General features: G+C 65.2%; 18 protein-coding genes. 11 read left to right on the forward strand and 7 right to left on the reverse strand.

The annotated features are described in order from the left end of the window. Positions 1–16: 16 nt before the first annotated feature. From ASE82_RS14590 to ASE82_RS14615, 6 genes are all read right to left on the reverse strand, one after another. Positions 17–2,344, reverse strand: coding sequence for a GH92 family glycosyl hydrolase (locus ASE82_RS14590; protein ID WP_056064919.1), 2,328 nt, complete (start codon positions 2,342–2,344; stop codon positions 17–19). A gap of 21 nt (positions 2,345–2,365) precedes the next feature. Continuing rightward, a complete protein-coding gene (locus ASE82_RS14595) occupies positions 2,366–3,811 on the reverse strand; it encodes a glycoside hydrolase family 125 protein (protein ID WP_056064921.1) in 1,446 nt (481 codons plus the stop codon). Between the two features lie 14 nt (positions 3,812–3,825). Then, positions 3,826–6,195, reverse strand: coding sequence for a GH92 family glycosyl hydrolase (locus tag ASE82_RS14600; protein ID WP_056064923.1), 2,370 nt, complete (start codon positions 6,193–6,195; stop codon positions 3,826–3,828). Then, positions 6,192–7,286: a glycoside hydrolase family 43 protein gene (locus ASE82_RS14605; protein ID WP_235524729.1), complete on the reverse strand. Its 1,095-nt coding sequence runs from the start codon at positions 7,284–7,286 to the stop codon at positions 6,192–6,194. Before ASE82_RS14605 ends, ASE82_RS14600 begins: the two co-directional genes overlap by 4 nt. A gap of 83 nt (positions 7,287–7,369) precedes the next feature. Next, on the reverse strand, positions 7,370–10,441 hold the full coding sequence (locus ASE82_RS14610) for a TonB-dependent receptor (protein ID WP_082441539.1): 3,072 nt from the start codon (positions 10,439–10,441) through the stop codon (positions 7,370–7,372). 370 nt (positions 10,442–10,811) lie between these two features. Continuing rightward, positions 10,812–12,011, reverse strand: a complete 1,200-nt coding sequence (locus tag ASE82_RS14615; RefSeq protein WP_056064925.1) for an ROK family transcriptional regulator — start codon at positions 12,009–12,011, stop codon at positions 10,812–10,814. Positions 12,012–12,372: 361 nt separating this feature from the next. Here ASE82_RS14615 and ASE82_RS14620 point away from each other — a divergent pair, with 361 nt between their 5' ends. From ASE82_RS14620 to ASE82_RS14655, 10 genes are all read left to right on the forward strand, one after another. Beyond that, positions 12,373–14,718 carry a GH92 family glycosyl hydrolase gene (locus ASE82_RS14620; RefSeq protein WP_082441576.1) on the forward strand — a complete coding sequence of 782 codons (2,346 nt, stop codon included), beginning with the start codon at positions 12,373–12,375 and terminating at the stop codon, positions 14,716–14,718. 74 nt (positions 14,719–14,792) lie between these two features. Then, positions 14,793–16,718, forward strand: a complete 1,926-nt coding sequence (locus ASE82_RS14625) for a CocE/NonD family hydrolase (protein WP_056064927.1) — start codon at positions 14,793–14,795, stop codon at positions 16,716–16,718. 185 nt (positions 16,719–16,903) lie between these two features. After that, positions 16,904–17,077 carry a hypothetical protein gene (locus tag ASE82_RS19535; RefSeq protein ID WP_156348915.1) on the forward strand — a complete coding sequence of 58 codons (174 nt, stop codon included), beginning with the start codon at positions 16,904–16,906 and terminating at the stop codon, positions 17,075–17,077. Positions 17,078–17,241: 164 nt separating this feature from the next. Next, positions 17,242–17,529, forward strand: coding sequence for a hypothetical protein (locus ASE82_RS14630; protein ID WP_235524730.1), 288 nt, complete (start codon positions 17,242–17,244; stop codon positions 17,527–17,529). Between the two features lie 40 nt (positions 17,530–17,569). Beyond that, complete coding sequence (locus ASE82_RS14635; RefSeq protein ID WP_056064930.1) at positions 17,570–17,935, forward strand: CsbD family protein; 366 nt, start codon at positions 17,570–17,572, stop codon at positions 17,933–17,935. Positions 17,936–17,939: 4 nt separating this feature from the next. Continuing rightward, positions 17,940–19,472, forward strand: coding sequence for a PAS domain S-box protein (locus ASE82_RS14640; protein WP_056064933.1), 1,533 nt, complete (start codon positions 17,940–17,942; stop codon positions 19,470–19,472). After that, entirely contained in the window at positions 19,469–19,720 is a 252-nt protein-coding gene (locus ASE82_RS14645; protein WP_056064935.1) for a hypothetical protein, read from the forward strand. Before ASE82_RS14640 ends, ASE82_RS14645 begins: the two co-directional genes overlap by 4 nt. Positions 19,721–19,758: 38 nt before the next feature. Next, complete coding sequence (locus ASE82_RS14650; RefSeq protein WP_056064938.1) at positions 19,759–20,652, forward strand: hypothetical protein; 894 nt, start codon at positions 19,759–19,761, stop codon at positions 20,650–20,652. 172 nt (positions 20,653–20,824) lie between these two features. Then, positions 20,825–20,968, forward strand: a complete 144-nt coding sequence (locus ASE82_RS19540) for a hypothetical protein (RefSeq protein ID WP_156348916.1) — start codon at positions 20,825–20,827, stop codon at positions 20,966–20,968. A 124-nt stretch (positions 20,969–21,092) separates the two neighbouring features. Further along, positions 21,093–22,664: a phospholipase D-like domain-containing protein gene (locus tag ASE82_RS14655; RefSeq protein ID WP_056064940.1), complete on the forward strand. Its 1,572-nt coding sequence runs from the start codon at positions 21,093–21,095 to the stop codon at positions 22,662–22,664. A gap of 34 nt (positions 22,665–22,698) precedes the next feature. Here ASE82_RS14655 and ASE82_RS14660 read toward each other — a convergent pair whose 3' ends face one another. After that, positions 22,699–23,301, reverse strand: a complete 603-nt coding sequence (locus ASE82_RS14660; RefSeq protein ID WP_056064942.1) for a TMEM175 family protein — start codon at positions 23,299–23,301, stop codon at positions 22,699–22,701. A gap of 309 nt (positions 23,302–23,610) precedes the next feature. Here ASE82_RS14660 and ASE82_RS14665 point away from each other — a divergent pair, with 309 nt between their 5' ends. After that, the gene (locus tag ASE82_RS14665) at positions 23,611–24,453 is read left to right on the forward strand and encodes an alpha/beta fold hydrolase (RefSeq protein WP_056064944.1); all 843 of its coding nucleotides are present in this window, start codon (positions 23,611–23,613) and stop codon (positions 24,451–24,453) included. Positions 24,454–24,497 lie beyond the last annotated feature (44 nt).

A 24,497-nucleotide genomic window follows, 5' to 3' on the forward strand; every position in this document is an offset into this window, starting at 1 on the left:
GCCCGGCGCAGCACCCTTATCGCGGCTGGGATCCGAACGACGGCGGGCGGTCCGCCTTGGCAGTACCGAACGACGACGGCTTCGGTCCCATCGTGAATTCGAGTTCGCCACCGCGTGCGAGGTCGGCGTGTGCGATCCAGTTCCGCGTCCAGGGCTTGCCGTTCCAGCGGACCGACTGGACATAGGGGCTGGCCGGCGCATTGCCCTTCGCGACGACGCGCAACGTGCGGTCTTGGCCAAGATCGACCTGCGCCGCGTCGAACAGCGGCGAGCCGAAGACATAGACTCCGCTGACCGGGTCGACCGGGTAGAAGCCGAGCGCAGAAAGGATGAACCACGCGCTCATCTGGCCGCAATCGTCGTTGCCGATGACGCCGTCGGGCTCGGCCTTGTACATCTCGGTCAGCAGGCGACGGACCATCGCCTGCGTCTTCCACGGCGCGCCCGCATAGGCGTAGAGATAGGCGGCGTGCTGGTCCGGCTCGTTGCCGTGCGCATATTGCCCGACCAGCCCGGTGATGTCGGGCGGCGCATTCTCGGGGAGCGTCGACGGCGCGGTGAACAGCGCGTCGAGCTTCGTCACGAACCCCGCATCACCGCCGAACAGCGCGATCAGGCCATAGACGTCGTGCTGGTTGAGGAACGTCGCCTGCCACCCGTTCGCCTCGGTATAGTCGCGCTGTTTCTCGGGCTTGTGGCCAAGCTGGATCGGGTCGTAATCGACCCACCAGCTGCCATCGGCAAAGCGCGGCCGGGCGAAGCCGATCTTGGGATCGATGACGTTGCGGTAGTTGAGGCTGCGCTTGCGCAGCGCGGCGGCGTCGGCCTTGGCGCCAGCCGCGTCGGCGAGCACCGCCATCGCCCAGTCGTCATAGGCGTATTCCTGCGTGCGGCTGACCGATTCCCAGGTCTTGTCCGCGGGCACGAAACCGAGGTCGTAATAGAAGCCGCGGCCGAGCGTGCTGTCGACGTCGGGGAAATTGCGATCGAACGCACGGCTGCGGATCTGCGGCCACGCCGCGGCGTAATCCGCCTTGATCCCCTTGGCGCAGGCTTCGGCGAGCACCGACACCGAATGCCAGCCGATCATGCACGCGGTCTCGACGCCCTGTAGCGGCCAGACCGGCGATCCGGTCGGGCTCTGCACGGTCTGGCGAACGAGATCGCGGGTGAACTGCGCCGCCTTGTCGGGCTGGACCAGGGTCAACAGCGGATGCAGCGCGCGGTAGGTGTCCCACATCGAATAGGTGCTGAACGCGGGTTCGGCGGCGGTCGTCTGGTGCACCTTGCGGTCGAGCCCGACATAGCGGCCGTCGCGGTCGGTAAAGAGCGTCGGCGAAAGGAACGCGTGGTACAGCGCGCTCGCCATGATCGTGCGCTGTTCGGGCGTGCCGCCATCGACGCGGACGCGGTCGAGTTCGGCCTGCCACGCGCGCGCCGCCGAGCGCCGCACCGCGTCGAACTGCCACCCTGCCGCCTCACCCTGGAGCGCGGCCTTGGCACCGGCGACGTCGACCGCGGAGATGCCGGTCTTGATGAGGATCGGCGCGCCGCCGGCTTGGTCGAAGAACAACGCGACCTTCAGGCGGTTGCCGGTAACGCCCTTAGCGCCCGCGGGTGCAGGCGTGTCGTCGTCACCGAAGAACTGGACGCGGTCGGGCTTGCGCGACAGCTGCATCGCGAAATGGATGCGCCGGCCCTTCGCCCAACGGTGGACGCGGCGGCTGCCCGTCAGCATCCCGTCGGGGGAGATCGCCAGCGAGGCCTCGTCGATCAACGTGCCCTTGTCCCAGACGTCGAGGATCATGTGCGCGAAGTCGACCAGTATGTGCCCCGGCCCTTGCGGGAAGCTGTAGCGGTGGTGGCCGGTGCGCTCGGTCACGGTCAGTTCCGCGAGCACGCCCGATTCGAGCTTTACGCGGTAATAGCCGGGCTCGGCGAGTTCGTCGGTGAAACGCTGGCGATACCCCTGTTCGGGTTTGCCGAGCGCACCGGGCTTCAGCTGCAACGGCCCGCGCGTCGGCACGACCAGCACGTCGAGCATGTCGCCGATCCCGGTGCCCGATAGATGCGTGTGACTGAAGCCCATGATCGAGCCATCGTCCTGGTGATAACCCGAGCACGCATCCCAACGGCTGTTGTCGGTGTCGGGGCCAAGCTGGACCATCCCGAACGGCAGCGACGGGCCGGGATAGGTATGGCCGTGCCCGCCGGTACCGACGAACAGGTCTGGCTTGCCCGCAACAGGCGCCTGCGCGGCCACGGCGTTGGTGACGGGCAACGCGGCGGCGAGGCCCGCAAGCCCGGTGCCGGCGAGCACTTGGCGGCGGTTGGCGGTGGTCATGTGTATCTCCCGGAATTCATATCAGTAGCGGGCGGCCAGCAAGGCAGGCTTGCGGCGCTCGAGGTCGAGGATCAGCTCGCCGAAAAGACCATTGGCCCATGCGAACCAGCTGCGCGTGAACTTGGCCGGATCGTCCTTGTGGAAGGATTCGTGCATGAAGCCGGTGCCGCCGTGCGTCGTCTTGAGCCACGCAAGGCACTGGCGGATCACGGCGTCGTCGTCGCTGTTCATCGCGTGCGTGATGATCGACATCGGCCAGATCATGTCGAGCCCGATATGCGGCCCGCCGATCCCGCGCGCGGCGGTGCCGGTGAAGAAATACGGGTTGCGATCGCTCCACGCGAGCGCGGCGGTGCGGCGGAACAGCGAGTCGCTGCGATCCGCCGCGCCGAGCAGCGGCAGGCCCGACAGGCTCGGCACGTTGGCGTCGTCCATGAAGATCGCGTTGCCGAAGCCGTCGACCTCATACGCCCAGACCTCGCCGCCCTGCCCGTCCGGCATCCGGCCATGCTTGCGCAACGCCGCCTCGACCTCGGTCGCCAGCGCCTCGCTATCCGCCGCGCCCGCCATATCGCCGCGGGCCTCGCGCTGGACCGTCGCCAGCATGCGCAACGCCGACACCGCGAACAGGTTCGACGGGATCAGAAACGGATAGAGGCACGCATCGTCCGACGGGCGGAACATCGAATGGATCAGGCCGACCTTCCGCGTCGGGGCACCGTAACCCTCGAACATCAGCGTCTCGGTCGGCGAGACGTTCAGGCGCTGGAAATGATACGGGCCCTTGCCGTGCTTGCGCTGCTGTTCGCGGAAGGTGGCGACCGCGCGGCGCATCGCCTTTGCCCAGAGATCGTCGAACGGCGTCTTGTCGCGCGTCGCGCTCCAATAGCCGTGCGCGAGCCGCATCGGATAGCAGAGCGAGTCGATCTCCCACTTCCGTTCGGCGACGCCTGGTTTCATGTCGGTCTGGTCGGTCCGCGCGCCGAGGTTCGACCTGGCGGTCGGATCCTCCATGAACGCATTGGCATAAGGGTCGATCAGGATGCAGCGTGCCTGCCGCGCGATCAGGCCGGTGAAGACGCGGCGCAGGCCGGCATCCTTCGGCGCGAGGTGCACATAGGTCTGCATCTGCGCCGAACTGTCGCGCAGCCACAGCGCCTCGATATCGCCGGTGATGACGAACGCATCGGGCTTGCCGCCGCGCTTGCCGTCCACCGTGCCGACCTTGACCGTGGTGTCGAGCGTGTTGGGGTAGCAATTCTCGAACAGCCAGGCGAGTTCGGGGTCGGCGATCTTCGCCTTCACGCGCGCGATCTCGGCCTCGACCGCGGGGCTGACGAAGCGGCGCTGGCCGCGTGGCGGTCGCTTGCTTACGAGGGGCGCGGCGGCGGAGGCAGCGCGCGGCACGCTCGCGGTTACGGCCAGCGCGGCGGCACCGGTCATGACGTCGCGTCGACGAAAGCGCATTCCGGTCTCCACGGTCAACGTCCCGCCACCGGTGCACTCATCGAGAACGGCGCATCCGCCTTTGCCGCACCCCAGGCGGTGTTCGGCGTCGGCCCCATCACGAACCGCAGCGTGCCGCCCTGCTGCAACGCCGCGCGCGTCAGCCAGGGTTTGTCGTGCGGAGTGCCGTTGAAGCTCGCCGACTGGATATAGACATTGCCGGGGCCGTTGTTCGCCGCCTCGATCGTCAGCGTCTTGCCGCCCGGCATCGTCAGCTTCACGGTCTGGAACAGCGGGCTGCCGATCGCATATTGCCCGACCGCAGGCGTGACCGGGTAGAAGCCGAGCGCGGAGAACACGTACCATGCCGAGGTCTGGCCGTTATCCTCGTCGCCCGGATAGCCGTCGGGCGCGGGCGAGTAGAGCTTCTTCATCACGTCGCGCACGTGATATTGCGTCTTCCACGGTGCCCCGGCCCAGTCGTAGAGATAGGTCATGTGCTGGATCGGCTGGTTGCCGTGCGCATATTGCCCCATGTCGACGATCTGCATCTCGCGGATCTCGTGAATGGTCTGCCCGTAATAGCTGTCGTCGAAGATCGGCGGCGTGGTGAAGATCGAATCGAGCCGCTTCACGAACGCCTCGCGCCCGCCCATCAGGTCGGCCAGCCCCTGCACGTCCTGCATCACCGACCAGCTGTAATGCAGCGCATTCCCCTCGGTGAACGCGTCGCCCCATTTGTACGGGCTGAACGGCGTCGACCAGCTGCCATCCTTTTTGCGCCCGCGCATCCAGCCGCTCTGCGTATCGTAGAGCTTGCGGTAATTCTGCGCGCGCGTGGCGTAGAGCTTCGCATCCTCGGTCTTGCCGAGTGCCGCCGCGAGCCGTGAGATCGAGAAGTCCGCAGTGGCGTATTCGAGCGTGCGCGCGGCATTCTCGTTGATGCCGACGTCATACGGCACATAACCGAGCCGGTTATAATATTCGACGCCCTCGCGCCCGACCGCGCCGACGACCTTGCCCTTCCTGTCGACCGGGCGGCCTTGCGACGTCGTCGCGTTCTTGACCATCGCCTCATACAAGGTTTCGACGTCGAACCCGCGCACGCCGTTCAAATACGCGTCGGCGATCAGGTTGGCCGAATTCGATCCGATCATCACGTCGCGGTGGCCGGGACTGGCCCATTCGGGCAGCCAGCCGGACTCCTTGTAGGTGTTGACCAGCCCCTGCATGATCTCGCTGTCGCGCTCGGGATACATCAGCGCGAAGAACGGGAAGACCGCGCGCCACGTGTCCCAGAAACCGTTGTCGGTGTAGAGGAAGCCCGGGTGCACCTTGCCGTCATACGGGCTGTAGTGGACCGTCTGGCCCTTGGCATCGACCTCGTGGAACATCCGCGGGAACTGCAGCATGCGGTACAGCGCGGAATAGAATATCCGGCGGTTGTCGAGGTTGGGATCGGTGACCTGGACGCGGTCGAACTCGCGCTGCCAGATCGCCTTCGCCTTGGTCTTGGTCTGCTCGAACCCGTCGCCGCCGATCTCGCCGCGCAGGTTTCGCTCGGCCTGTTCGAGACTGATGAACGACGAGGCGACCTTGACGCCGACCTGCTCGCCCTTACGCGTCTTGAAGCTGACGACCGCGCCGACATGATCGCCCTCGCGCGTCGACGTCGCGGTGACCTGGCCCTTGCCATCCCAGGTCTGGCTGACGGTGAAGTCGTGGTCGAATTCGGCGACGAAGTAATTGTGGAAATTGTCGGGCACGCCGCCGTGGTTGTTGCGGACATAGCCGGTGATGCGGCGCTTGGCCTTATCGATCGAGACCATCGAGCCGCCGGCATAGCCGTCGAGGATGATGTGCGCGTCGTTACTCTGCGGGAAGGTGAAGCGGAACTGCGCGGCGCGGTTGGTCGGCGCGACCTCCGCGGTCACGTCGTAATCGGCGAGATAGACCTTGTAGCTGTACGGCCGGCTATCCTCCGCCTTGTGGCTGTACCAGGACGCACGTTCGTCCTCCTTCACCTTCAGCGCACCGGTCGTCGCCATCAGCGAGAACGCGGCATAGTCGTTCATCCAAGGACTGGGCTGGTGCGTCTGCTTGATGCCGTTGATCTTGTTCGCGTCATAGGTGTAGCCCCAGCCGCTGTTCGTCTTGCCGGTGACCGGCGTCCAGAAGTTCATGCCCCACGGCACCGCCACCGCGGGATAGGTATTGCCGTAGGACAAGGTGTAGTCGGAATCGGTCCCCATTAGCGGGTTGACCAGATCGACCGAAGGCTGGTCCTGCGGCTGCACCTGCGCGCCGGGGGCAGCCTGAGCCAGAATCGGCGCGGGCGCGACGAGAGCGAGCGACGCGACCGCCGCTACCGTGCCGCGCAAATTGGCGATCACCCTGTTTCTCACATCGCTCTCCCTGAATTTCGTGTCGGCTTCTGCACGCCAATCGGTCGCGGTTTCACGCCCGCATCGGTCATCACCACCGGCTCGATCCGACCATCGGCGGCAAAGACCATCCTGTCGATCGCGATCTGCCGGTGTTCGCCGCGATCGGTGTCGAGCGGGCGGCGGTGATACGCGATGTACCAGTCGTCGGTACCCGGCACGTTGACCACCGAATGATGCCCCGCGCCACGCGCGATGCGCAGGTCCTGCGACAGGATCTTGCCGCGCGGCGTGAACGGACCGGTCGGCCCCGGCCCGGTCGCATAGGCGACGCTATAGTCCGGGCCGGTCCAGCCGCCCTCCGACCACATCAGGTAATAGACGCCCTTGCGCTCGATCATGAACGAGCCCTCGACATAGCCGGGTGGCGTCACTTCCTTGTAGGTCGAGCCATCGGCGAACGGCAGGATGCGCGTGAGGTCGGGGCTGAGCCGGACGACGTTGCAATGCTTCCAGCCGCCGTAGAACAGATAGACCTGGCCATCGTGATCGCGAAACGCGAACGGGTCGATCGGTTGCGCGCCGTTGTGGAACGCGCCGACCAGCGGCTTGCCGATCGCGTCCTTGAACGGACCACCGGGCCGCTCGCTGACCGCGAGGCCGATCCCGCCAAGCTCCGCATCGCTCTGGATGTCGTTGGCGCTGAAGAACATGTAATAGTGCCCGTTCGCCTCGATCACCGACGGCGCCCAGATCGCATAAGCCGCCCACGCCGCGTTCCGCACGTCGAACACATGCTCGTGCTTGGTCCAATGCACTAGATCCGGCGACGAGAACGCATTGAAGAAGGTCTGCATCCCGTAGGAGGGCCGCACCGTCTTGCGTTGGCGGGCCAGCTTCTGCGCGGCCGAAAAACGGCTGGTGACGTCGGGCTTGCCGTAGTGATCCGAATAGGTCGGATAGATCCAGTAGCGGCCAGCGAACACGCGGATCTCGGGGTCGGCATACCAGCCGGGAACGATCGGGTTCGACGCACTCGCCAGCCCGCACATCATCAGCGCCGACGCGGTCAGCGCGATCCGAACCCCGCGCCGACCGCGCGTTTCGCCCACATGCGGTGACCCGACGCCGCGAGAAAAGGGAGGGTAGCGCCGCGAAGGCGCCACCCGACAGACAAGCCGATCAAACCAGGTCATCAGAAGTTGAACGACACGCCCACATAGGCCCGCCGCCCGAAGTAATTCCGGTAGGTGAAGCGGTCCTTCGTATCGTTGCCGAGATGGCGGCTTTCCTCGGCCTTGGTGAGATTGATCACCGAGGCGGTGAGGTTCAGCCGGTCGGTCAGCGCGTAGGCCGCATTGAGATCGACCTGTGCATACGGATCGGTGTATTCGTTCAGGCCCGACTGCAACCCGCCGACGACTTCGCCGCGCCGGTTGTACGAGGCACGCATCAGCACCTTGCCGTGTTCGTAGAAGACCGACGCGTTGACCTGCGTCTTGGCGCTGCCGACGAGCGCGGACGAGCCGACCTTCTGCCCGTCGAGCGTCACGTCGGCCACCGAGGTGTCGTTGTAGGTGAAGTTGACCTGCGCGCCGAGACCGAACGACAGCGTGTGCTGCGCGTACAGTTCGACACCCTGCGACCGCGCATTCGATCCGTTCGCGACAGTCGAGTAAGGCTGGATCAGTTGCTGCGTTCCGTTGACGTCGCGGGTGACGTTCAACACCAGCGGGACGACGAAATCGGAGACGTCCTTGCGGAAGAAGGTCGCGCCGAGCACCGATCCACGGTGGAAATACCATTCGATGCCCAGATCATATTGCCACGCGGAGAACGGATTCAGGTCTGAATTGCCGCCGCTGCCCGACCAGCCGGCAAACTCGCCGAACTGGCCACGATCGAACGCATAGGCGTCCGAGCGGAACGTCAACGACCGCTGCGACCCCAAATTCTCGAACGATGGCCGCGCGATCACCTTCGCGACCGCGCCGCGGACGAGGAGATCAGGAGTGACTTCGTACGACACGTTGAAGCTCGGCAGCCAGTCCGTGTACGTCTTCGACTGGTCGGCACGCGTGTTAACGATCGTCTCGCGCACGCTGAGCGGCAGCACCTGGCAATTGCCATCGGGGCCGAGCGGACGGTTGGGATCGGCCGCCCCGCCGGGGCCGTTGACGCAATAGTCGTTGAGATATTGCAGGCGATCGGACGTGTTGCCCGACTGTTTCGTGTTCGCCATGCGGATGCCGACGTTACCGCGAAGTCCACCGGTCCCAAAGTTCACCTGCGCATAGCCGGCGAAGACCCGCTCCCCCAGCGCGTAGACGAAGTCGGGCTCGTAGACCCGCACCGCCTGGCCGTAGGTCGAATTCAGATACGTCAGATATTCGTCGAAATTAATGCCCGGCACGACGTTCGCGTTGAAGCCGCCGTTGATGTTGCCGATCTGGTTTGCGTAGAAGAACTCGGGACGGGCGACCGCGCCCGCTGCGGTATCCTGATAGCGGAGCAGCGTCGCCGGATCGGCATACCAGTCGTTGCGACCGGTCTCGCGGCCGATCTTCAGGTCGCGCCACTTGCCGCCGATCTGTACCGACTTCAGGAACCCGTCGAACCGTCGAGTCAGGTCGAGCTGAGCATAACGCTGGCCAAGGTCGCTGTTGACGAAGCTCGACCCGGTCGAGCCCACGTCGATCTGCGCGATCCCGTTGCGGATGTTGTTCTGCAGCTCGGGCGAGAACTCGAAATTGGCGATGCCGTCAGAGATGTTCCAGTTGCTGACCAGATTACCGTTCTGCTCCCGGCCGGGCGTCGTCAGGCGGGGCTTGGCGGCGACGCTGAAGCGCACCGACGGGCCACCGCTCGACTTGGTCTTGCCCAGTTTCAGGACGGCGTCGAAGCGATCCTGGCTATATTTGACCTCGGTCTCGAACGTGTTCGAAACCTGTTTCTCGCGACTGTACGTGCCGGCGATCTGCGGCGTCTCCATCGTGCACGGGGTCGGGCGCGCGAGACAGCCCGTTCCCGCCGCCGGCACCGCGAAATTGGCCGACTGGAAGATCGTCCCGCTCTTGTCGAACGTCGCGCCGGTAAAGAAGTTGTCGTAGCCCCATTCGGGGATCTTCAGCACGTTAGAGGTATAGTTGCTGCTATAGCCGAACCGGAAATAGTTCGCGGTGACCGTGACCGCCTCGAACGGCTTGAACTGCGCGGTCGCCTGGATGCCGTACCGCTCGCGCTCCTGGTCGAAGACTTCGGCGTTGACCGACTGCGGCGCCCAATAGCCCGAATAATGCGTGCCATCGCGCGCAGTCGTGCCCTGCCCCGGCCAATAAGAGATCGCGTCGTTGTTCGCGAAGGTCTTGCCGTTGACGTCGGTCGCGGGCTTCAGGACGTTGCCCTGCGCGTCGCGGTCGCTCCACCACAGCCAGCTCTCGGACGAGCTGCGCAACTCGCGGTTGGTGCGCTTCTGCCAGACGCCGCCGACCAGCAGACCGAACGTCTCCTCCTTGTTCTTCCACGACACCTGCCCGCCAAGCTGCGGTTCGTACTTCTCGGTCGTGTCCGAATAGGTCCCTTCGGCGGAGACGAAACCCGACCACGCCGGCACGTCGAACGGCCGCCGCGTGTTGAGGATGATCGTGCCGCCGACGCCGCCTTCTTCAAGCCGCGCTTCGGGCGATTTATAGACCTCGGTGCTGGCGATGAACGTGGACGGCAACAGCACATAGTTGAACGACCGCTGCGGCTCGCCACTGTCCGCGCCGGCGAGGAAATTGCCGTTGAGCAAGGTGAGCGTCAGGCCCGACTGAAGCCCGCGAATACTGACCCGGCTACCTTCGCCGCCGTCACGGGTGATGACCACGCCCGGCACGCGCTGCAACGCATCGGCGACGTTCTTGTCGGGGAACTTGCCGACGTCCTCGGCGGTGATCACGTCGACGAACGCGTTCGCCTCGCGCTTCTGGGTAAGGCTCTTCTCGATCGAGCGCCGATACCCGGTAACGACGATGTCGCCAGTGTCCTGCGCCGACCCATCCGGCTGTGTCGTGCCGGCGGCTAGCCCGGACTCCGCCGTAGCGGTCGAGGCGGGCTGCGCCTGGTCGGACGGCGTCGCGCTCTGGGGAGGCATAGCGGAGGGCGCGGCCTGTTGAGCCTGCGCCGCACCGGCCAACGCAGCAGTAAGACTGACCGTGGCCAACAGGAACGACAACGGACGATGGCGGCGCGCCACGATCGAGTACGATTCTATGCTTGCGGTCATCAGACTTTCCTCTTCCTCGTGAGGATGCCTGCGCCCCCCTCACTTACCCCTGCGAATAGCGCGCCTGCCCCCGTTTTCGGTTGGGCTGTCCGGTTGAATCGGATCCTGGCGGCGTGCAGTCTCGACCCGTCTATTTGCCAATTGTAAAAGCAAGTTGTCAAATAGATTGTTGCGCTAGTTTTGGCCCGCTGTGGACGTAACTCGCCGAATACCCTTTGACGGGCCGATAGTCTGAGCGAAGACACCGCAACGATTCACGTCTGCCTTCGTGTAGTCGCACACGTACAACGACAGCAGCATGCGCTCTGCAACGCCAAGCGCGCGGAGTCCCTTCATGCCGGGATAGCGGTACCGAAACCGATTACCGGCGTCAGTCGGCTGCCGCGCCGGAATCCTTCCAGAGCGCAGCGGCCTTGGGCAGCAGGAAATGACTGAACGGCAGGATCGCCGCACCAACGGCAGGCGCATCCTCCGACAGCGCGGCACGGCGGACCGGCGCGATCGCGGGCGCATCGGTGGCGTCCCGGATCAGCGCGTTGACCCGCTCCGCCACCCGTTCCACCAACCGGCTCGGCAGGCGCCCGCCGATCAGGATCACCGCCGGATCGATCAGGCAGTTGATCGCGTCGAGGGGCGTGCAGAGCGTGCGCGCCGCCCGCTCCACCCATTCCTCCAGGCAACGCTCGACATCCGGCGCCCAATTGGACTGATGCAGCACCTGCCCGATCTCGAATCCCGCATTCGCCAGATGCTCGGCAAGTCCGGATAGCGATACCAGTTTCTGCACGGTCTCGCGTCCCCGCTTGCCGCCGCCGGCCGCCATGAACCCTAGCTCGCCGCTGCGCCCGTGCGTGCCGCGAACATACGCGCCATCCGCAACGAAGCCGCCACCCAGCCCCGACGACACGAGGATATAGAAGAAACTGCTGTAATTCTGTCCGAAGCCCAACTGCATCTCGCCCATCGCGGCGGCGGCAGCATCGTTCTCGACGAACACGGGCAGCGACAGCGGCTTGTCGAACAGCGTCGCCATGTCGATTCCGTCCCACGCCGCATAGGCCGCCGGACGGCCCGGCATCGCGACCAGCGCGAGGTCGTCGGGACGCGCGACGCCGATGCCGACCAGCTTGGCGGGATCTACCTTCGCGCTTTTCAGCATCGCGCGGACCGAGCGCCGAAAGAGATCGCGGACGTCGTCGGGCAGCGCAAAGCTGATCTCGATCGACTTGCGCGCGAGGATCTGGGCGAGGAAATCGACCAGCACGATCGTGATATGGTCGCGGTCGATATTGACGCCGATCGAATAGCACGCATCGGCCCGGACGACGAGTTTGGTCGGCGGCTGGCCGCGCCCGCCGCGACGCTGCCCCGCCTCCTCGATCATCCCTTCCTGTAGCAGACGCCGCGTAATGTTGGCGATCGCCGGCCCGGTCAGCCCGGTGATCCTCGCAAGGTCGATCCGCGTCAGCGATCCGCCGAGGCGAATGGCATGCAGCGTCACGCGCTGGTTGTGGTCGGCGGCGCGCTCGAGGTTGGTCCCCGACAGACGCGGCGGCGTTTGAAGAGTCATGCGGACCGATCATCCAGGTTGGAGAACAGAAAACGAAGCCGCTTTGCGCTGCAACATAGCGATTTCAGCGTTGGCGACGAAGTGATTCCGCGATTGCGAAGGCTTGGCAAGTGCACACTATTGGCGTTCAGTGAACTCGCGGCATATCGACCCGGTCTGAAGACCATCTTCTGCATCCCCCCGCTTTCAAACTGTTTGTTTGAATTATCCAATTTGATGTTCTAATCCACTTCTGCGGTTGCGCAAGAGCTGGCGATGAAGCCAGTCTGGCGACCGAACGAATAGAGGGGATGTGCGCGACATGGTTCACCTGGCACCCGGCAAGCTCCCCCGCCTATTTCCCTCCGAACGGGTGACCTCGATGTCCATCTTCACGCGATCGTGCCTCGTGGGCACGCTGTTCACCACGATCCTCGCCGGCCCCGCCTTCGCGCAGGATGCCGCAAAACCGAGCGATGCGGTCGATCCGTTCATCGGCACCGGCGGCGAGGGCCACACCTTCCCAGGCGCAGTCGCTCCGTTCGGCATGGTGCAGTTATCGCCGGATACCGATACCTCGTGCGTAATCCGCACCTGCTATGGCCACGCCGCCGGCTATCGCTACGACGATCCGACGATCGAGGGGTTCAGCCACACGCATTTCTCGGGCGCGGGGCATTCCGATCTCGGCGACATCCTCGTCATGCCGGTATCGGGCGACAATGTGCCGATGGACCCTGGCACGCCCGCCGCCTCTGGCTATCGCTCGCGCTTTTCGCACGCCAGCGAGGTCGCCAAGCCGGGCTATTACGCGGTCACGCTCGACGGTCCGGGCGTACGCGCGGAAATGACCGCCGGTACCCGGATCGGCGTGCATCGCTACAGCTTCCTCAAGGGCAAGGCCGCGCACCTCGTCGTCGATCTTCGGTCGTCGCTTTATAATTACCCCGGCAAGATCCTGTGGTCGGGGCTGCACCTGCGCGACGACGGCGTGCTCACCGGCTTTCGCGAAACCCGCGGCTGGGCACCAGGCCGCAAGCTCTACTTCGCGATGCGGTTCTCGGCGCCGCTGGTCGGCCACGCGCTGGTCAACCGCGAGAAGGACATCCCGTACAAAGGGTTCCAGGGCCCAGGCCGCGGCAGCGATGCGGTCGCGGAAAAACTCGGCCAGGCGCTGGAAGCGCGGCTCGATTTCGGTCCGCTCGACGCACCACTGGAGGTGAAGGTCGGGATCTCCGGCGTCGACGAAGCCGGCGCGCTCGCCAATCTCGACAGCGAACCCGGTGGCTTCGACGCCGTCCGCAGCAAGACGCAAACCGACTGGGATACCGCACTCGGTGCGGTCAAGTTCGAGGCCGCGGCACCGATGCGCCGCATCTTTGCCACCGCGCTCTACCACAGCCTGCTCGCCCCGAGCGTTTGGAGCGACAGCGACGGACGCTACCGCGGCCCCGATGACCAGGTGCATCAGGCGTCCGGCTTCACCGTCCGCTCGACCTTTTCCCTCTGGGACACGTTCCGCGCCGAACATCCGCTGCTGACGCTGATCCAACCCGAAAAGACCAATAGCGACATCGTCCGCTCGCTCATCGCCAGCCAGCAGCACAGCCCCGACGGCATCCTCCCGGTCTGGCAATTCGCCGGACGCGAGACATGGACGATGATCGGCTATCACGCCGTCCCCGTCATCGCCGACGCGTATATGAAGGGCATTCGCGGCTTCGATGCGGACGCCGCGTTGCAGGCGATGGTCGCGAGCGCCGACCACGCCTCCTATGGCGGGCTCGGCGAGTATATCCAGCGTGGCTACGTCCCGATCGACAAGGAGCCGGAGGCCGCGTCGAAGACCGTCGAATATGCCTATGACGACTGGACGATCGCGCGAATGGCGCGGCGGATGGGCAAGACGGACATCGCCGAGCGGTTCGAAAAGCGCGCGGGCAATTGGCGCAACAGCTTCGACGCGAAGTCCGGCTGGCTGCGCGCGAGGCTCGCGAACGGAACGTTCCGCACGCCTTTCGATCCGACCGCAATCAACTACGGCTCCGATTATACGGAGGGCAATGCGTGGCAATATAGCTGGTTCGTGCCGCAGGATCAGGCGGGACTGTTCCGGCTGCTCGGCGGCGATGCGAAGACCGTCAGGAAACTCGATGCGATGTTCGACTTCGACAATTCGAAGGTCGATTACAGCCACGCGGAGGATATCGCCGGGCTGATCGGCCAGTATATCCACGGCAACGAACCGAGCCACCACGTCGCCTATCTCTACAATTACGCTGGCGCACCGTGGCGGACGCAGGAGCGGCTCGGCCAGATCGTGCGGAGCCAGTACGGCGCCAAACCGGAGGGGCTCAGCGGCAACGACGATCTCGGCCAGATGTCCGCATGGCTCGTCTTCACCGCGCTCGGCTTCTACCCGGTCGCGCCGGGATCGAACGAATATGTCATCGGCCGCCCGTTCCTGTCGCAGGCAACGCTCGCGCTACCCGGCGGCAAGCAGTTCGCGATTCGCACGGATAATCTGTCGGACGCCAACCCCTACATCCGCTCGGTCACGCTGAACGGCACGCCCCTCACCCGCAGCTATCTGCGCGACGACGAGATACGTCAGGGCGGCGAACTTCGCTTCGTGATGGCAGCGAAACCCAACAAGCTCTGGGGCAAGGGCGCGAAGGCCCGCCCGTTCTCGTCCTCGACCGCGCCATCGACCATGCCGCGCCACTAAAGACCGTCAGACCGATTGCCCCCGCGCCCCGGTTGCGCCTAGCTTCGCCCCAACGCTTCCGGAGTCCGTCGCAAATGACCGTCAAATTCGTCCTGCTCGCCTCGATCGCCCTCGCCACCACTGCAATCGCGCAGGACAAGACCGCACCCGTCGGCGGCGACATCCCCGCCAAGTTCGTCCCGCCGACCGCCGCGCAGGATTACGTGAAGCGCGAGGTGATGATCCCGATGCGCGACGGGACCAAGCTCTACACCGTCATCGTCTATCCCAAGGGCGTCGCAAACGCGCCGATCGTCCTCACCCGCACGCCCTACAACGCCAAGGGTCGCGCGAACCGCTCCGACAGTGCGAGCATCCTCGCCACGCTGCCGCTCGCCGACGAGATGTTCGTCAAGGCGGGCTATATCCGCGTCTATCAGGACATCCGCGGCAAATACGGGTCGGAGGGTGAGTATGTCGTCACACGTCCGGTGATCGGCCCGCTCAACCCGACCAAGGTCGATCACGTCACCGACGCGTACGACACGATCGACTGGCTGGTGAACAAGGCGAACCTGCCCCAGAGCAACGGCCGCGTCGGCATGATCGGCTCGTCCTACGAAGGCTTCACGGTCGCGATGGCGCTGCTGAACCCGCACCCCGCGCTGAAGGTCGCCGCGCCCGAGAGCCCGATGATCGACGGCTGGATGGGCGACGACTGGTTCCACTACGGCGCCTTCCGTCTCGCCAACATCGCGTGGCTCGGCAGCCAGACCGGCTACAAGGGCGCGGGCAAGGCGCCACCCACCGGCGGCTACGACGATTACGACAATTTCCGCGAGGTCGGCTCGGCCGGCGACTGGGCGAAGAAGTCGGGCTATGACCAGCTTCCATATTGGCAGCGGATGGTGTCGCACCCCGCCTATGATGGTTTCTGGCAGGGCCAGGCGCTCGACAAGCTGCTCGCCGCCAACCCGTCGAACGTACCAACGGTCTGGGAACAGGGCCTGTGGGACCAGGAGGACATGTACGGCACGATCACTGCGTGGGAGGCGCTTAAAGCCAAGGGCAAGCTCGGCAACAACCACCTCGTCATGGGTCCATGGCGGCACAGCCAGATCAACCGCGAGGGCCGCAGCCTCGGGCCGTTCCAGTGGAATGGCGACACCGCACAGCAATTCCGCGAGGACATGCTGCTCCCCTATTTCAACCAGTATCTGAAGGATGGCCCGGCCGTCACGCTGCCCGCCGCGGCGATCTACAACACCGGCGAGAACCACTGGGACAAGTTCGCGACGTGGCCGCTCGCCTGCGAGACGGGATGCACGTCGCCGCTCAAGCCGATCTACCTGCAGGAGGGTGGCGCACTCGGGTTCGGCAAGGCCGCGACCGGCGGTGACAGCTATGTCTCCGATCCGTCGAAGCCCGTGCCGCATTTGCCCCGCCCGGTGAACTTCGGCGACGGTCGCTGGGGCGACTGGCTCGTCAGCGACCAGCGCGGCGTCGATGGTCGACCCGACGTGATGACCTACACCACCGAAGTGCTGACCACGCCGGTGCGCGTGTCGGGTGCGCCGATCGCCGACATCTTTGCGAAGACGACCGGCACCGACGGCGATTTCGTCGTCAAGGTGATCGACGTCTACCCGGCCGAGAACGCGACCGATCCGAAGATGGGCGGGTATGAACTGCCAATCAGCCTCGACATCTTCCGCGGCCGCTATCGCCAGAGCTTCGCCAAGCCGACCGCGATCCCGGCGGGCAAGGTGCAGGAATACAAGTTCCGCCTGCCGACCGTGAACCACGTGTTCCAGTCGGGCCACAAGATCATGATCCAGGTCCAGTCGAGCCTGTTCCCGCTCTACGATCGCAACCCGCAGACGTTCGTCCCCAACATCTTCCTCGCGAAGAAAGCAGACTATAAGCCGGCAACGGTGACGATCGTCCGCGGCGGCGCATCCGCGAGCGCGGTCTGGTTGCCGGTCGTCCCGCTCGACCAGTCCGCGGCAATGGCCAAGTAATCGATCGAACCAGTCCGACATAAAGACGACGTCGTCGCCCGGCCGCCTCGGCCGCGGCGGCGTCCCCACAGCGTCGCTGCTCCTCCCGCCAGACTGATCATACTACCGTATCGCCTAGTCGTTTCCGATCACGCGCGGGCGCCTGCAATTTCGTACTGAAGGCGCAGGTTACCAAGGGCAATGCGATGACGAAGGTTCAAGACGACAGCCACTTTCCCGCCGACGACAACGACGATTCGAGCTATTTTCAGCGTCGAGCCGAGTGGCATGAAGGCCGCGCCGAGGTCGCCGAGGATACGAGCACACGGTCGCTGCATCTGCGGTTCGCGCGGCTCTATACGGCGCGCGCGACGTCCTGATATGGTACATTACAGCTAGTATTCTTACACAAAACTACCAGGAACCAAGAGGTTACCGGTAGGTTTATGCGTCCAGTCCCGTCGCGATACCCCGCGTGCGGCAATGTACTGGAGCTGCTCACATGAAGCGCATGACGTCCGCCACCGGGGCCCTGGCCCTGCTGGTGTCCATTGCCGGTTGCGCCGCGCCCGCGACGCGTATCTCGAGCGGGCTCCAGCGCTACGGGCTCGATCAGTCGCGCTCCGATTGCGTCGGCGGTCGGCTCCAGGCGAACCTATCGCTCGGCCAGTTGCAGCGCCTAGGCAAGGCCGTTGCGGCGTACCGCCAGGGCGACACCACGCCCGGCGTGCTCACCCCGTCCGATCTCATCCGCGTCGCCTCCGAGCTCCGCGATCCGAAGATCGCGCTCGAAGTCGGCAAGGCCGCCGCGGGCTGCGGCGTGCTGCCGTAACGCGATCTTCTTCCCCTAAATTCAAACTGAAGGACCTGACATGAACAAGGACGAATTCCAGGGCGGTGCCCGCTATGTCGGCGGCAAGGTCGAGAAGGCCGTTGGCGACACCGTGAACAGCCGCGACTGGCAGGTCGACGGCGTCGTCGATCAGGTCGCCGGCGGTGCGCAGAACCTGTACGGCCGCGCCAAGTCGGCGATCGAGGACGCCGTCGACGGTGCCCCCGAACTCGCCGACAAGATCGGCAGCGAGGCGCGCGAAGCCGGCGATCGTGCCGCCGACGCCGCTCGTCGCGCCGCCTCGACCGCACAGGCATCGGCCAAGGACGCCCCCGTCCTCTGGGCGCTCGGCGCCGCCGCAATCGGCTACGGCCTCGCCTGGCTCGTCCACGGCCAGCGCGACTGATCGCATGACCGTGGCGCCGCCTCTCAAGTCGCTTCGTGACTCCGCCGATCTGCGCCATCTGCGCCAGATCATCGCGGGGCTAGACGAAGGCGTCATCCTCGTCGATCCCGACCAGGACATCCTGTGGGCCAACACGGCCGCACTCGGAATGCACGGGGTCGACTCGGTCGAGGATCTTGGTGCCACGGTCGACGATTATCGCCAGCGTTTCCAGCTGCGCTATCGCAACAACCACAAGCTCAACGACGCCGACTACCCGATCGAGCGCGTCGTGTCGGGCGAGGCCTTCTCGGAGGTCGTGGTCGAGGTCGCGGTCGCCGGCGAGGACGAACCCCGCTGGGTGCATCAGGTGCGCAGCCTCGTCCTGACTAACGACGACGACGAGCCCGAATGCCTCGTCATGATCATCCAGGACGTGTCCGCACAGTTCGAGGCCGAGGATCGCTTCGAACAGTCGTTCAACGCGAATCCCGCGCCCGCGGTCATCTGTCGCCTGTGCGATCTTCGCTTCGTGAAGGTCAACCAGGGTTTTATCGACATGACCGGGCACGACCGCGATGCCGTCCTGTCGCGCACGGTCTACGATATCGACGTCCTCGAACGCGGCGAGAAGCGCGATCTTGGCAAGGAGCGCCTCGCCGAGGGCCGCACCATCCCGCAGATGGAGGCGGAGCTCAGCCTGCCCGACGGCGCGACCAAGCTCGTGATCGTCGCCGGCCAGCCGATCGACATGGGCGATCAGCCGTGCATGCTGTTCACCTTCGCCGACCTCGAACCGCGCCGGAAAGCGGAGACGCAGCTGCGCCATAGCGAGGAGCGCTTCATGCGGACCTTCTCCCTCGCGCCCGTAGCGCTCGCGATCGGCGCGCGCGACGGTCACCGGCTGTGCGACGTCAACGAGGCCTTCACCAGCCTCACCGGTTATTCCTCGGCGGAGATCATCGGTCGCCCGCTCGGCGACGTCGACCTGTGGGAAACGCCCGCGCTGCGCCATGCGATCGAGGCCGATATCGACGCCGGCCTCCCGATTCGCGACCGCGAAGTCCGCATCCGCGGCAAGGACGGCGACATCATCGACTGCATCGTCTCGACCGAGCCGATCCAACTCGACGACGAAGCCTGCGTGCTGTGGGCAATGCGCGACATCAGCACGCGCAAAGCGTCCGAGCGCGAACTCGTCAACGCGATCGAGGCGGTGATGAAGGACACGAGCTGGCTCAGCCGGTCGATCATGGAAAAGCTTGCGCGAATCCGCACGCCGAACGCCGAGCCGGTCGGCGTCGGGCTCGACGAACTGACGCAGCGCGAGCGCGAGGTGCTGGCGCTGATCTGTCGCGGGCTCGACGACAAGTCGATCGCGCGCACGCTCGACGTTTCCAGCAACACCGTGCGCAACCATGTCGCGCGGATCTATTCGAAGATCGGCGTCAACCGCCGCAACGCCGCCGCCGCCTGGGCGCGCGCGCGAGGGTTCGATGGCGATTCCATCCCGCACGCGCTCCACCTCAAGGCGCCTTCGAAGGAGATCGCAGCATGACGCGCGACAAGGATAAATCGGACCAGGACGAAGCCCGCACCCGCCAGGCGAAGGGCTCGATCCAGGAGGCGATCGGCAAGATCATCGGCAATGCCGCGATCGAACAGCGTGGCTCGCAGGAGAGCGAAGCCGGTGCCCGCGAAGCCAAGGCCGACGAAGCCTCCAAGGCTGGCAAAGGCTCGAAGGCCGGAACCGCGAAGGCCGACAAACAGATCGACACACCCATCGATAGGCACGGCAAAGACTGACGCCGTTCCTCGAATTTCGTGAATAACAGGAGTGAATTATGGCTAACCATGTAAATCCCGGCGTCCTGCCGACGGACGACTTCCGTCGCGTGAAGACCCCGACCCGCATCTCGTGGGGCGCAATCTTCGCCGGCGTCGTGATCGCGATCGCGATCCAGCTGGTGCTCGGCATCCTCGGCACCGGCATCGGCCTCAGCCTGGTCGATCCGGTCGAGGGCACGACCCCCGGCGCGACCGGCTTCGGCATCGGCGCAGGGATCTACTGGATCATCACGACGATCATCGCTCTCGGCGCGGGCGGTTATGCCGCAGCACGCGGCGCTGGCGTACATGACCGGTTCGACGGCCTGATCCACGGCCTGGTCGTCTGGGGCGTCACCCTGATCCTCACCATGTACCTGCTCACCTCGGCCGTCGGCGGCATCATCGGCGGCGCATTCCGCACCGTCGGTTCGGTCGCGTCGGCAGCCGGCACCGGCATCGGCGCAGCAGCCCCGAAGGTTGCCGACGTCGCCAACGTCGACGTCACCGACGTTCGCGCCGAAGCTGCTCAGTATCTGTCGGACGCACCGTCGGATCCTGCGCAGATGACGCCGGAGCAGGCGCAGAAGGAAATCGCGAAGGAGCTGCCGGCACTCGCAAAGGGTGGCCAGGACGGCGCGCAGGCTGAAAGCCGCATCGTCGACATCGTTGCGGCCCAGCGCAAGATCAGCCGTCCGGAGGCTCAGGCCCAGGTGACGCGCGCCAAGGCACAGTTCGTCCAGACCAAGAACAAGACCGTAGAGACCGCCAAGTCGGCGACCGACACCGCCGCCGGTGCAGCCGCAGGCACGTCGTTCATGATCGTGATCGCGCTGCTCATCGGCGCTGCCGCTGCAGGCTTCGGTGCCACCACCGCCGCCCGCCGCCGCGTCTACACCGACGCCGTCTGATACGGTCGATCGGTTCGTGTAACGGGGCGCCGTCCGCGTAACGGGACGGCATCCCATTCGGCGAACGGCCGCGCAATCGCGCGGCCGTTCGTTCGTCAAACAGGTTACATCGTCGCTGCCGACCGGGTAAGGAGCCGCGGCGAGGACCTGATAGAAATCTAAGGGTACCGAGATGACCACGTCGCAACAGGATCGCCGTTCGCTTCGCATTGCCATCGTCCGCGCGTTGCAACTTGCCGACGCCCAGGACGACCATCTCGTGGCGGCCTTGCTGGCGCAGGCGCTCGACGCAGCCGAGAACGAGCTGTCCGAATAAAGTACCGATGGTGCGTGCGCGCCACGAACATTTTATAATGAATGCTGCCGTCCGTCGGTCCACCGAAGGCCAAAACTCGCCTCTGTGGGTTGGCTGATCGCACCAAGCCTGCGATGGCAGCACCATGAATTCTCACGGAACACTGCTCGAGCCCGGTCGCAACTGCTGGCGGATCGAACCCGCCAAGCAGGCCACCGTCATCGTCGACGCCGACGATTATTTCAAAGCCGCCCGCGCGGTGATGATGAAGGCCAGGAAGCAGATCCTGCTCGTCGGCTGGGATTTCGACGCGCGCATCCGCTTCGGTAGTGGTGACGATGACGATGGCGGCCCCGAGCGCGTCGGCGAGTTCGTCACCTGGCTCGCACGTCGCACGCCGGGGCTCAACATCCATATCCTCCGCTGGGATACCGGCGCGATCAAGACGCTGTTCCACGGCCAGACGCTGTTGCGCATCGCCAAGTGGATCCGCGACCCGCAGGTCCATCTGCGGCTCGACGGCCATCATCCCCCCGCCGGCTCGCATCACCAGAAAGTGGTAGTGATCGACGACGACGTCGCGTTCTGCGGCGGGATCGACATGACCGTCGACCGCTGGGATACGCGCGCGCACGCCGACGACGAACCGCGCCGGATCGAGCCAGACGGCTCGCCCTACGGTCCGTGGCACGACGCGACTACGATCCTGCAAGGCCCGGTCGCCCGCGCACTCGGCGACATGTGCCGTGGACGCTGGGAAGTGTCCGGCGGCGGCGCGTTGGAGCCGGTGACTGACGGCGCCGACTGCTGGCCCGATCATGTGAAGGCCGATTTCACCGACGTCGAAGTCGGCATCGCGCTCACGATACCCGAAATGGCCGAACAGGAGCCCCGCCACGACGTCGAGGCACTGTACGTCGACCTGATCGCGCGGACGAAGCGCTTCTTCTACGCCGAGAGCCAGTATTTCGCGTCGCGCAAAGTGGCCGAGGCGATCGGCAAGCGGTTGCGCGAACCCGATGGTCCCGAATTCGTCATCGTCCACCCGACCACCGCGGAGGGCTGGCTCGAACCGATCGCGATGGACTCCGCGCGCGCCCGGCTGGTCGAGGCGCTGCACGAACAGGATCCGCACAATCGGCTGCGCCTCTACCACCCGTTCACCGCGGGTGGGCAGCCGATCTACGTCCACGCCAAGGTGACGGTGGTCGACGACGAAGTGCTCCGCGTCGGCTCGTCCAACTTCAACAACCGCTCGCTGCGGCTCGACAGCGAATGCGACGTCGTCATCGACGCCGCGCGCGATCGCAACGCCGGTGAGCGCGACACGATCGCCAGCATCCGCAATGGCCTGCTCGCCGAACATCTCGACACCGACGTCGCGACGATCGAGACGTCGATCGCGGAAACGGGCTCGCTGATCGAAACGATCGAACGGCTGCGCGGCGACGGCCGCTCGCTCCGCCCTTACGAGGTTCCCGAACTCGACTCCGTGCGCGAGTGGCTGGCCGACAACAAGATCCTCGATCCCGAGGGTCCGGGCGAGATGTTCGAGGGACTGTCTGGCCGCAAGCCTTTGCTCAAGAACCTGCGCCCGCACCTCCACCGTGCCGACGGCAGCATCTCGCCGGTCATGGCAGCGGTCGCGGTCGGCGGCACCGCGGCCGGCATCGCGCTGATCGGGACGATGCTGTGGGGTCTCCGCGCCAGGAAATGACGCGCAAATCCTCCCCCGCTTGGGGGAGGAGGACTCAGCCTCGAAGCTCACCCTCGAACGCGCGCACGATCCGCCGGTCGGGAATCAGCCACAGCGCAACCACCGCCACGTACAACGCGATCGCGAACCAGCGGCTGACGAACGCCAGCGGCACGCCGGTGAAATACAGCGCGATACTGCCCCACCCCTTCCAGTCCGAACCGATCGCGCGCGCAACCGCCGACTCCTTGCCGTTGCAGGCGATGATCGCGCGTTCGGTCAGCGAATAGCCGATCGCCGCGAGCCCCAGGACGATGCCATAGGCTGCCGTCGCCCCCGCCGCGAACGCGCTCTCGTCGAGCCAGCGGATCACGAACGGCACCAGGCTCAGCCAGAACAGCAGGAAAAGGTTCGCCCACATCACGCGCCCGTCGACGCGCTCGACCGCGGAAAACATATGGTGGTGATTGTTCCAGAAAAGCCCGACGTTCACGAAGCTCAACACATACGCCAGCAACACCGGCGCACTCCCGATCAACGCGTGCAGGTCGCCCGTTTCCGGCACCTTCAGTTCCAACACCATGATCGTGATGATGATCGCGACCACGCCGTCGGTGAAGGCCTCGACTCTCCCCGGCCCCAGTCGTCGTCCGCTCATAGTCGCCCCCCGCCAGCTCTCACCGTGAGCTTGGCCACAATAAGAAATGTGAACTCAGTATCTTGCAATAAACCGGCTCGGTCTCGGCCGTTTCGATACTAGGACCTATAAACGATCGACCGATCTATCCCAGTCTGATCCGGGCTTTTACATCGCGTCGCGGCGTGTCATTCCCCTGACGACGCAGTGTCTGTTTGCCATTTGTAGACGTGATAAACGCCCGGCAGATCAGGAAAACCTGTGTTCGGAGAGACTTGACCCTGAATCGCACGCTTCCTTGCACTTCCATGACAAGACGGAGTTATCGAAATGAGCAGCGGCTTCATCAAAACCGAAGACGGCGTCGACATCTTCTACAAGGATTGGGGACCGAAGGACGCGCAGCCGATCGTGTTCCACCACGGCTGGCCCTTGTCGTCGGACGACTGGGACACGCAGATGCTGTTCTTCCTCGCCGAGGGCTACCGCGTCGTCGCGCATGATCGCCGCGGGCATGGCCGCTCGTCGCAGGCCGACACCGGCAACGACATGGACCATTATGCCGCCGACGCCTCCGCTGTCGCCGAGCATCTCGACCTGACCAACGCAGTGCACATCGGCCACTCGACCGGCGGCGGCGAAGTCGCGCGCTATGTCGCGCAGTTCGGCCAGCCCCAGGGCCGCGTCGCCAAGGCCGTCCTCGTCAGCGCGGTCCCGCCGCTGATGCTCAAGACCGACGCCAATCCCGGCGGCACGCCGATCGCGGTGTTCGACGGGTTCCGCAAAGCTCTCGCCGAGAACCGCGCGCAGTTCTTCCTCGATGTTGCATCGGGGCCGTTCTACGGCTTCAACCGTCCGAACGCCGTAGTCTCGGACGGCGTCATCCGGAATTGGTGGCGCCAGGGCATGATGGGCAGCGCGCTCGCGCATTCCGACGGCATCAAGGCGTTTTCGGAGACCGACCAGACCGCGGATCTCGAGGCGATCACCGTGCCGATGCTGGTGCTGCAAGGCGATGACGACCAGATCGTCCCCTATGAAGACGCCTCGCTCGTACAGGCGAAACTGCTCAAGAACGCCACGCTGAAGATCTACAAGGGCTTTCCCCACGGCATGCTGACGACGCACGCCGAGGTTCTCAACCCCGATCTGCTGGCGTTCGTGAAGAGCTGAACACCCGCCACGATCGGCCCGCAGCGTGATCTAAATCCCGCTGC

The organism is Sphingomonas sp. Leaf230, assembly GCF_001421745.1.
Classification (GTDB): Bacteria; Pseudomonadota; Alphaproteobacteria; order Sphingomonadales; family Sphingomonadaceae; genus Sphingomonas.

Excerpts from the sequence above, each read along its gene's own strand:
- ASE82_RS14590 (WP_056064919.1), bottom strand. The coding sequence starts at position 2,344 with ATGACCACCGCCAACCGCCGCCAAGTGCTCGCCGGCACCGGGCTTGCG.
- ASE82_RS14595 (WP_056064921.1), bottom strand. The coding sequence starts at position 3,811 with ATGCGCTTTCGTCGACGCGACGTCATGACCGGTGCCGCCGCGCTGGCC.
- ASE82_RS14610 (WP_082441539.1), bottom strand. The coding sequence starts at position 10,441 with ATGACCGCAAGCATAGAATCGTACTCGATCGTGGCGCGCCGCCATCGT.
- ASE82_RS14615 (WP_056064925.1), bottom strand. The coding sequence starts at position 12,011 with ATGACTCTTCAAACGCCGCCGCGTCTGTCGGGGACCAACCTCGAGCGC.
- ASE82_RS14620 (WP_082441576.1), top strand. The coding sequence starts at position 12,373 with ATGTCCATCTTCACGCGATCGTGCCTCGTGGGCACGCTGTTCACCACG.
- ASE82_RS14625 (WP_056064927.1), top strand. The coding sequence starts at position 14,793 with ATGACCGTCAAATTCGTCCTGCTCGCCTCGATCGCCCTCGCCACCACT.
- ASE82_RS19535 (WP_156348915.1), top strand. The coding sequence starts at position 16,904 with ATGACGAAGGTTCAAGACGACAGCCACTTTCCCGCCGACGACAACGAC.
- ASE82_RS14635 (WP_056064930.1), top strand. The coding sequence starts at position 17,570 with ATGAACAAGGACGAATTCCAGGGCGGTGCCCGCTATGTCGGCGGCAAG.
- ASE82_RS14640 (WP_056064933.1), top strand. The coding sequence starts at position 17,940 with ATGACCGTGGCGCCGCCTCTCAAGTCGCTTCGTGACTCCGCCGATCTG.
- ASE82_RS14645 (WP_056064935.1), top strand. The coding sequence starts at position 19,469 with ATGACGCGCGACAAGGATAAATCGGACCAGGACGAAGCCCGCACCCGC.
- ASE82_RS14650 (WP_056064938.1), top strand. The coding sequence starts at position 19,759 with ATGGCTAACCATGTAAATCCCGGCGTCCTGCCGACGGACGACTTCCGT.
- ASE82_RS19540 (WP_156348916.1), top strand. The coding sequence starts at position 20,825 with ATGACCACGTCGCAACAGGATCGCCGTTCGCTTCGCATTGCCATCGTC.
- ASE82_RS14655 (WP_056064940.1), top strand. The coding sequence starts at position 21,093 with ATGAATTCTCACGGAACACTGCTCGAGCCCGGTCGCAACTGCTGGCGG.
- ASE82_RS14660 (WP_056064942.1), bottom strand. The coding sequence starts at position 23,301 with ATGAGCGGACGACGACTGGGGCCGGGGAGAGTCGAGGCCTTCACCGAC.
- ASE82_RS14665 (WP_056064944.1), top strand. The coding sequence starts at position 23,611 with ATGAGCAGCGGCTTCATCAAAACCGAAGACGGCGTCGACATCTTCTAC.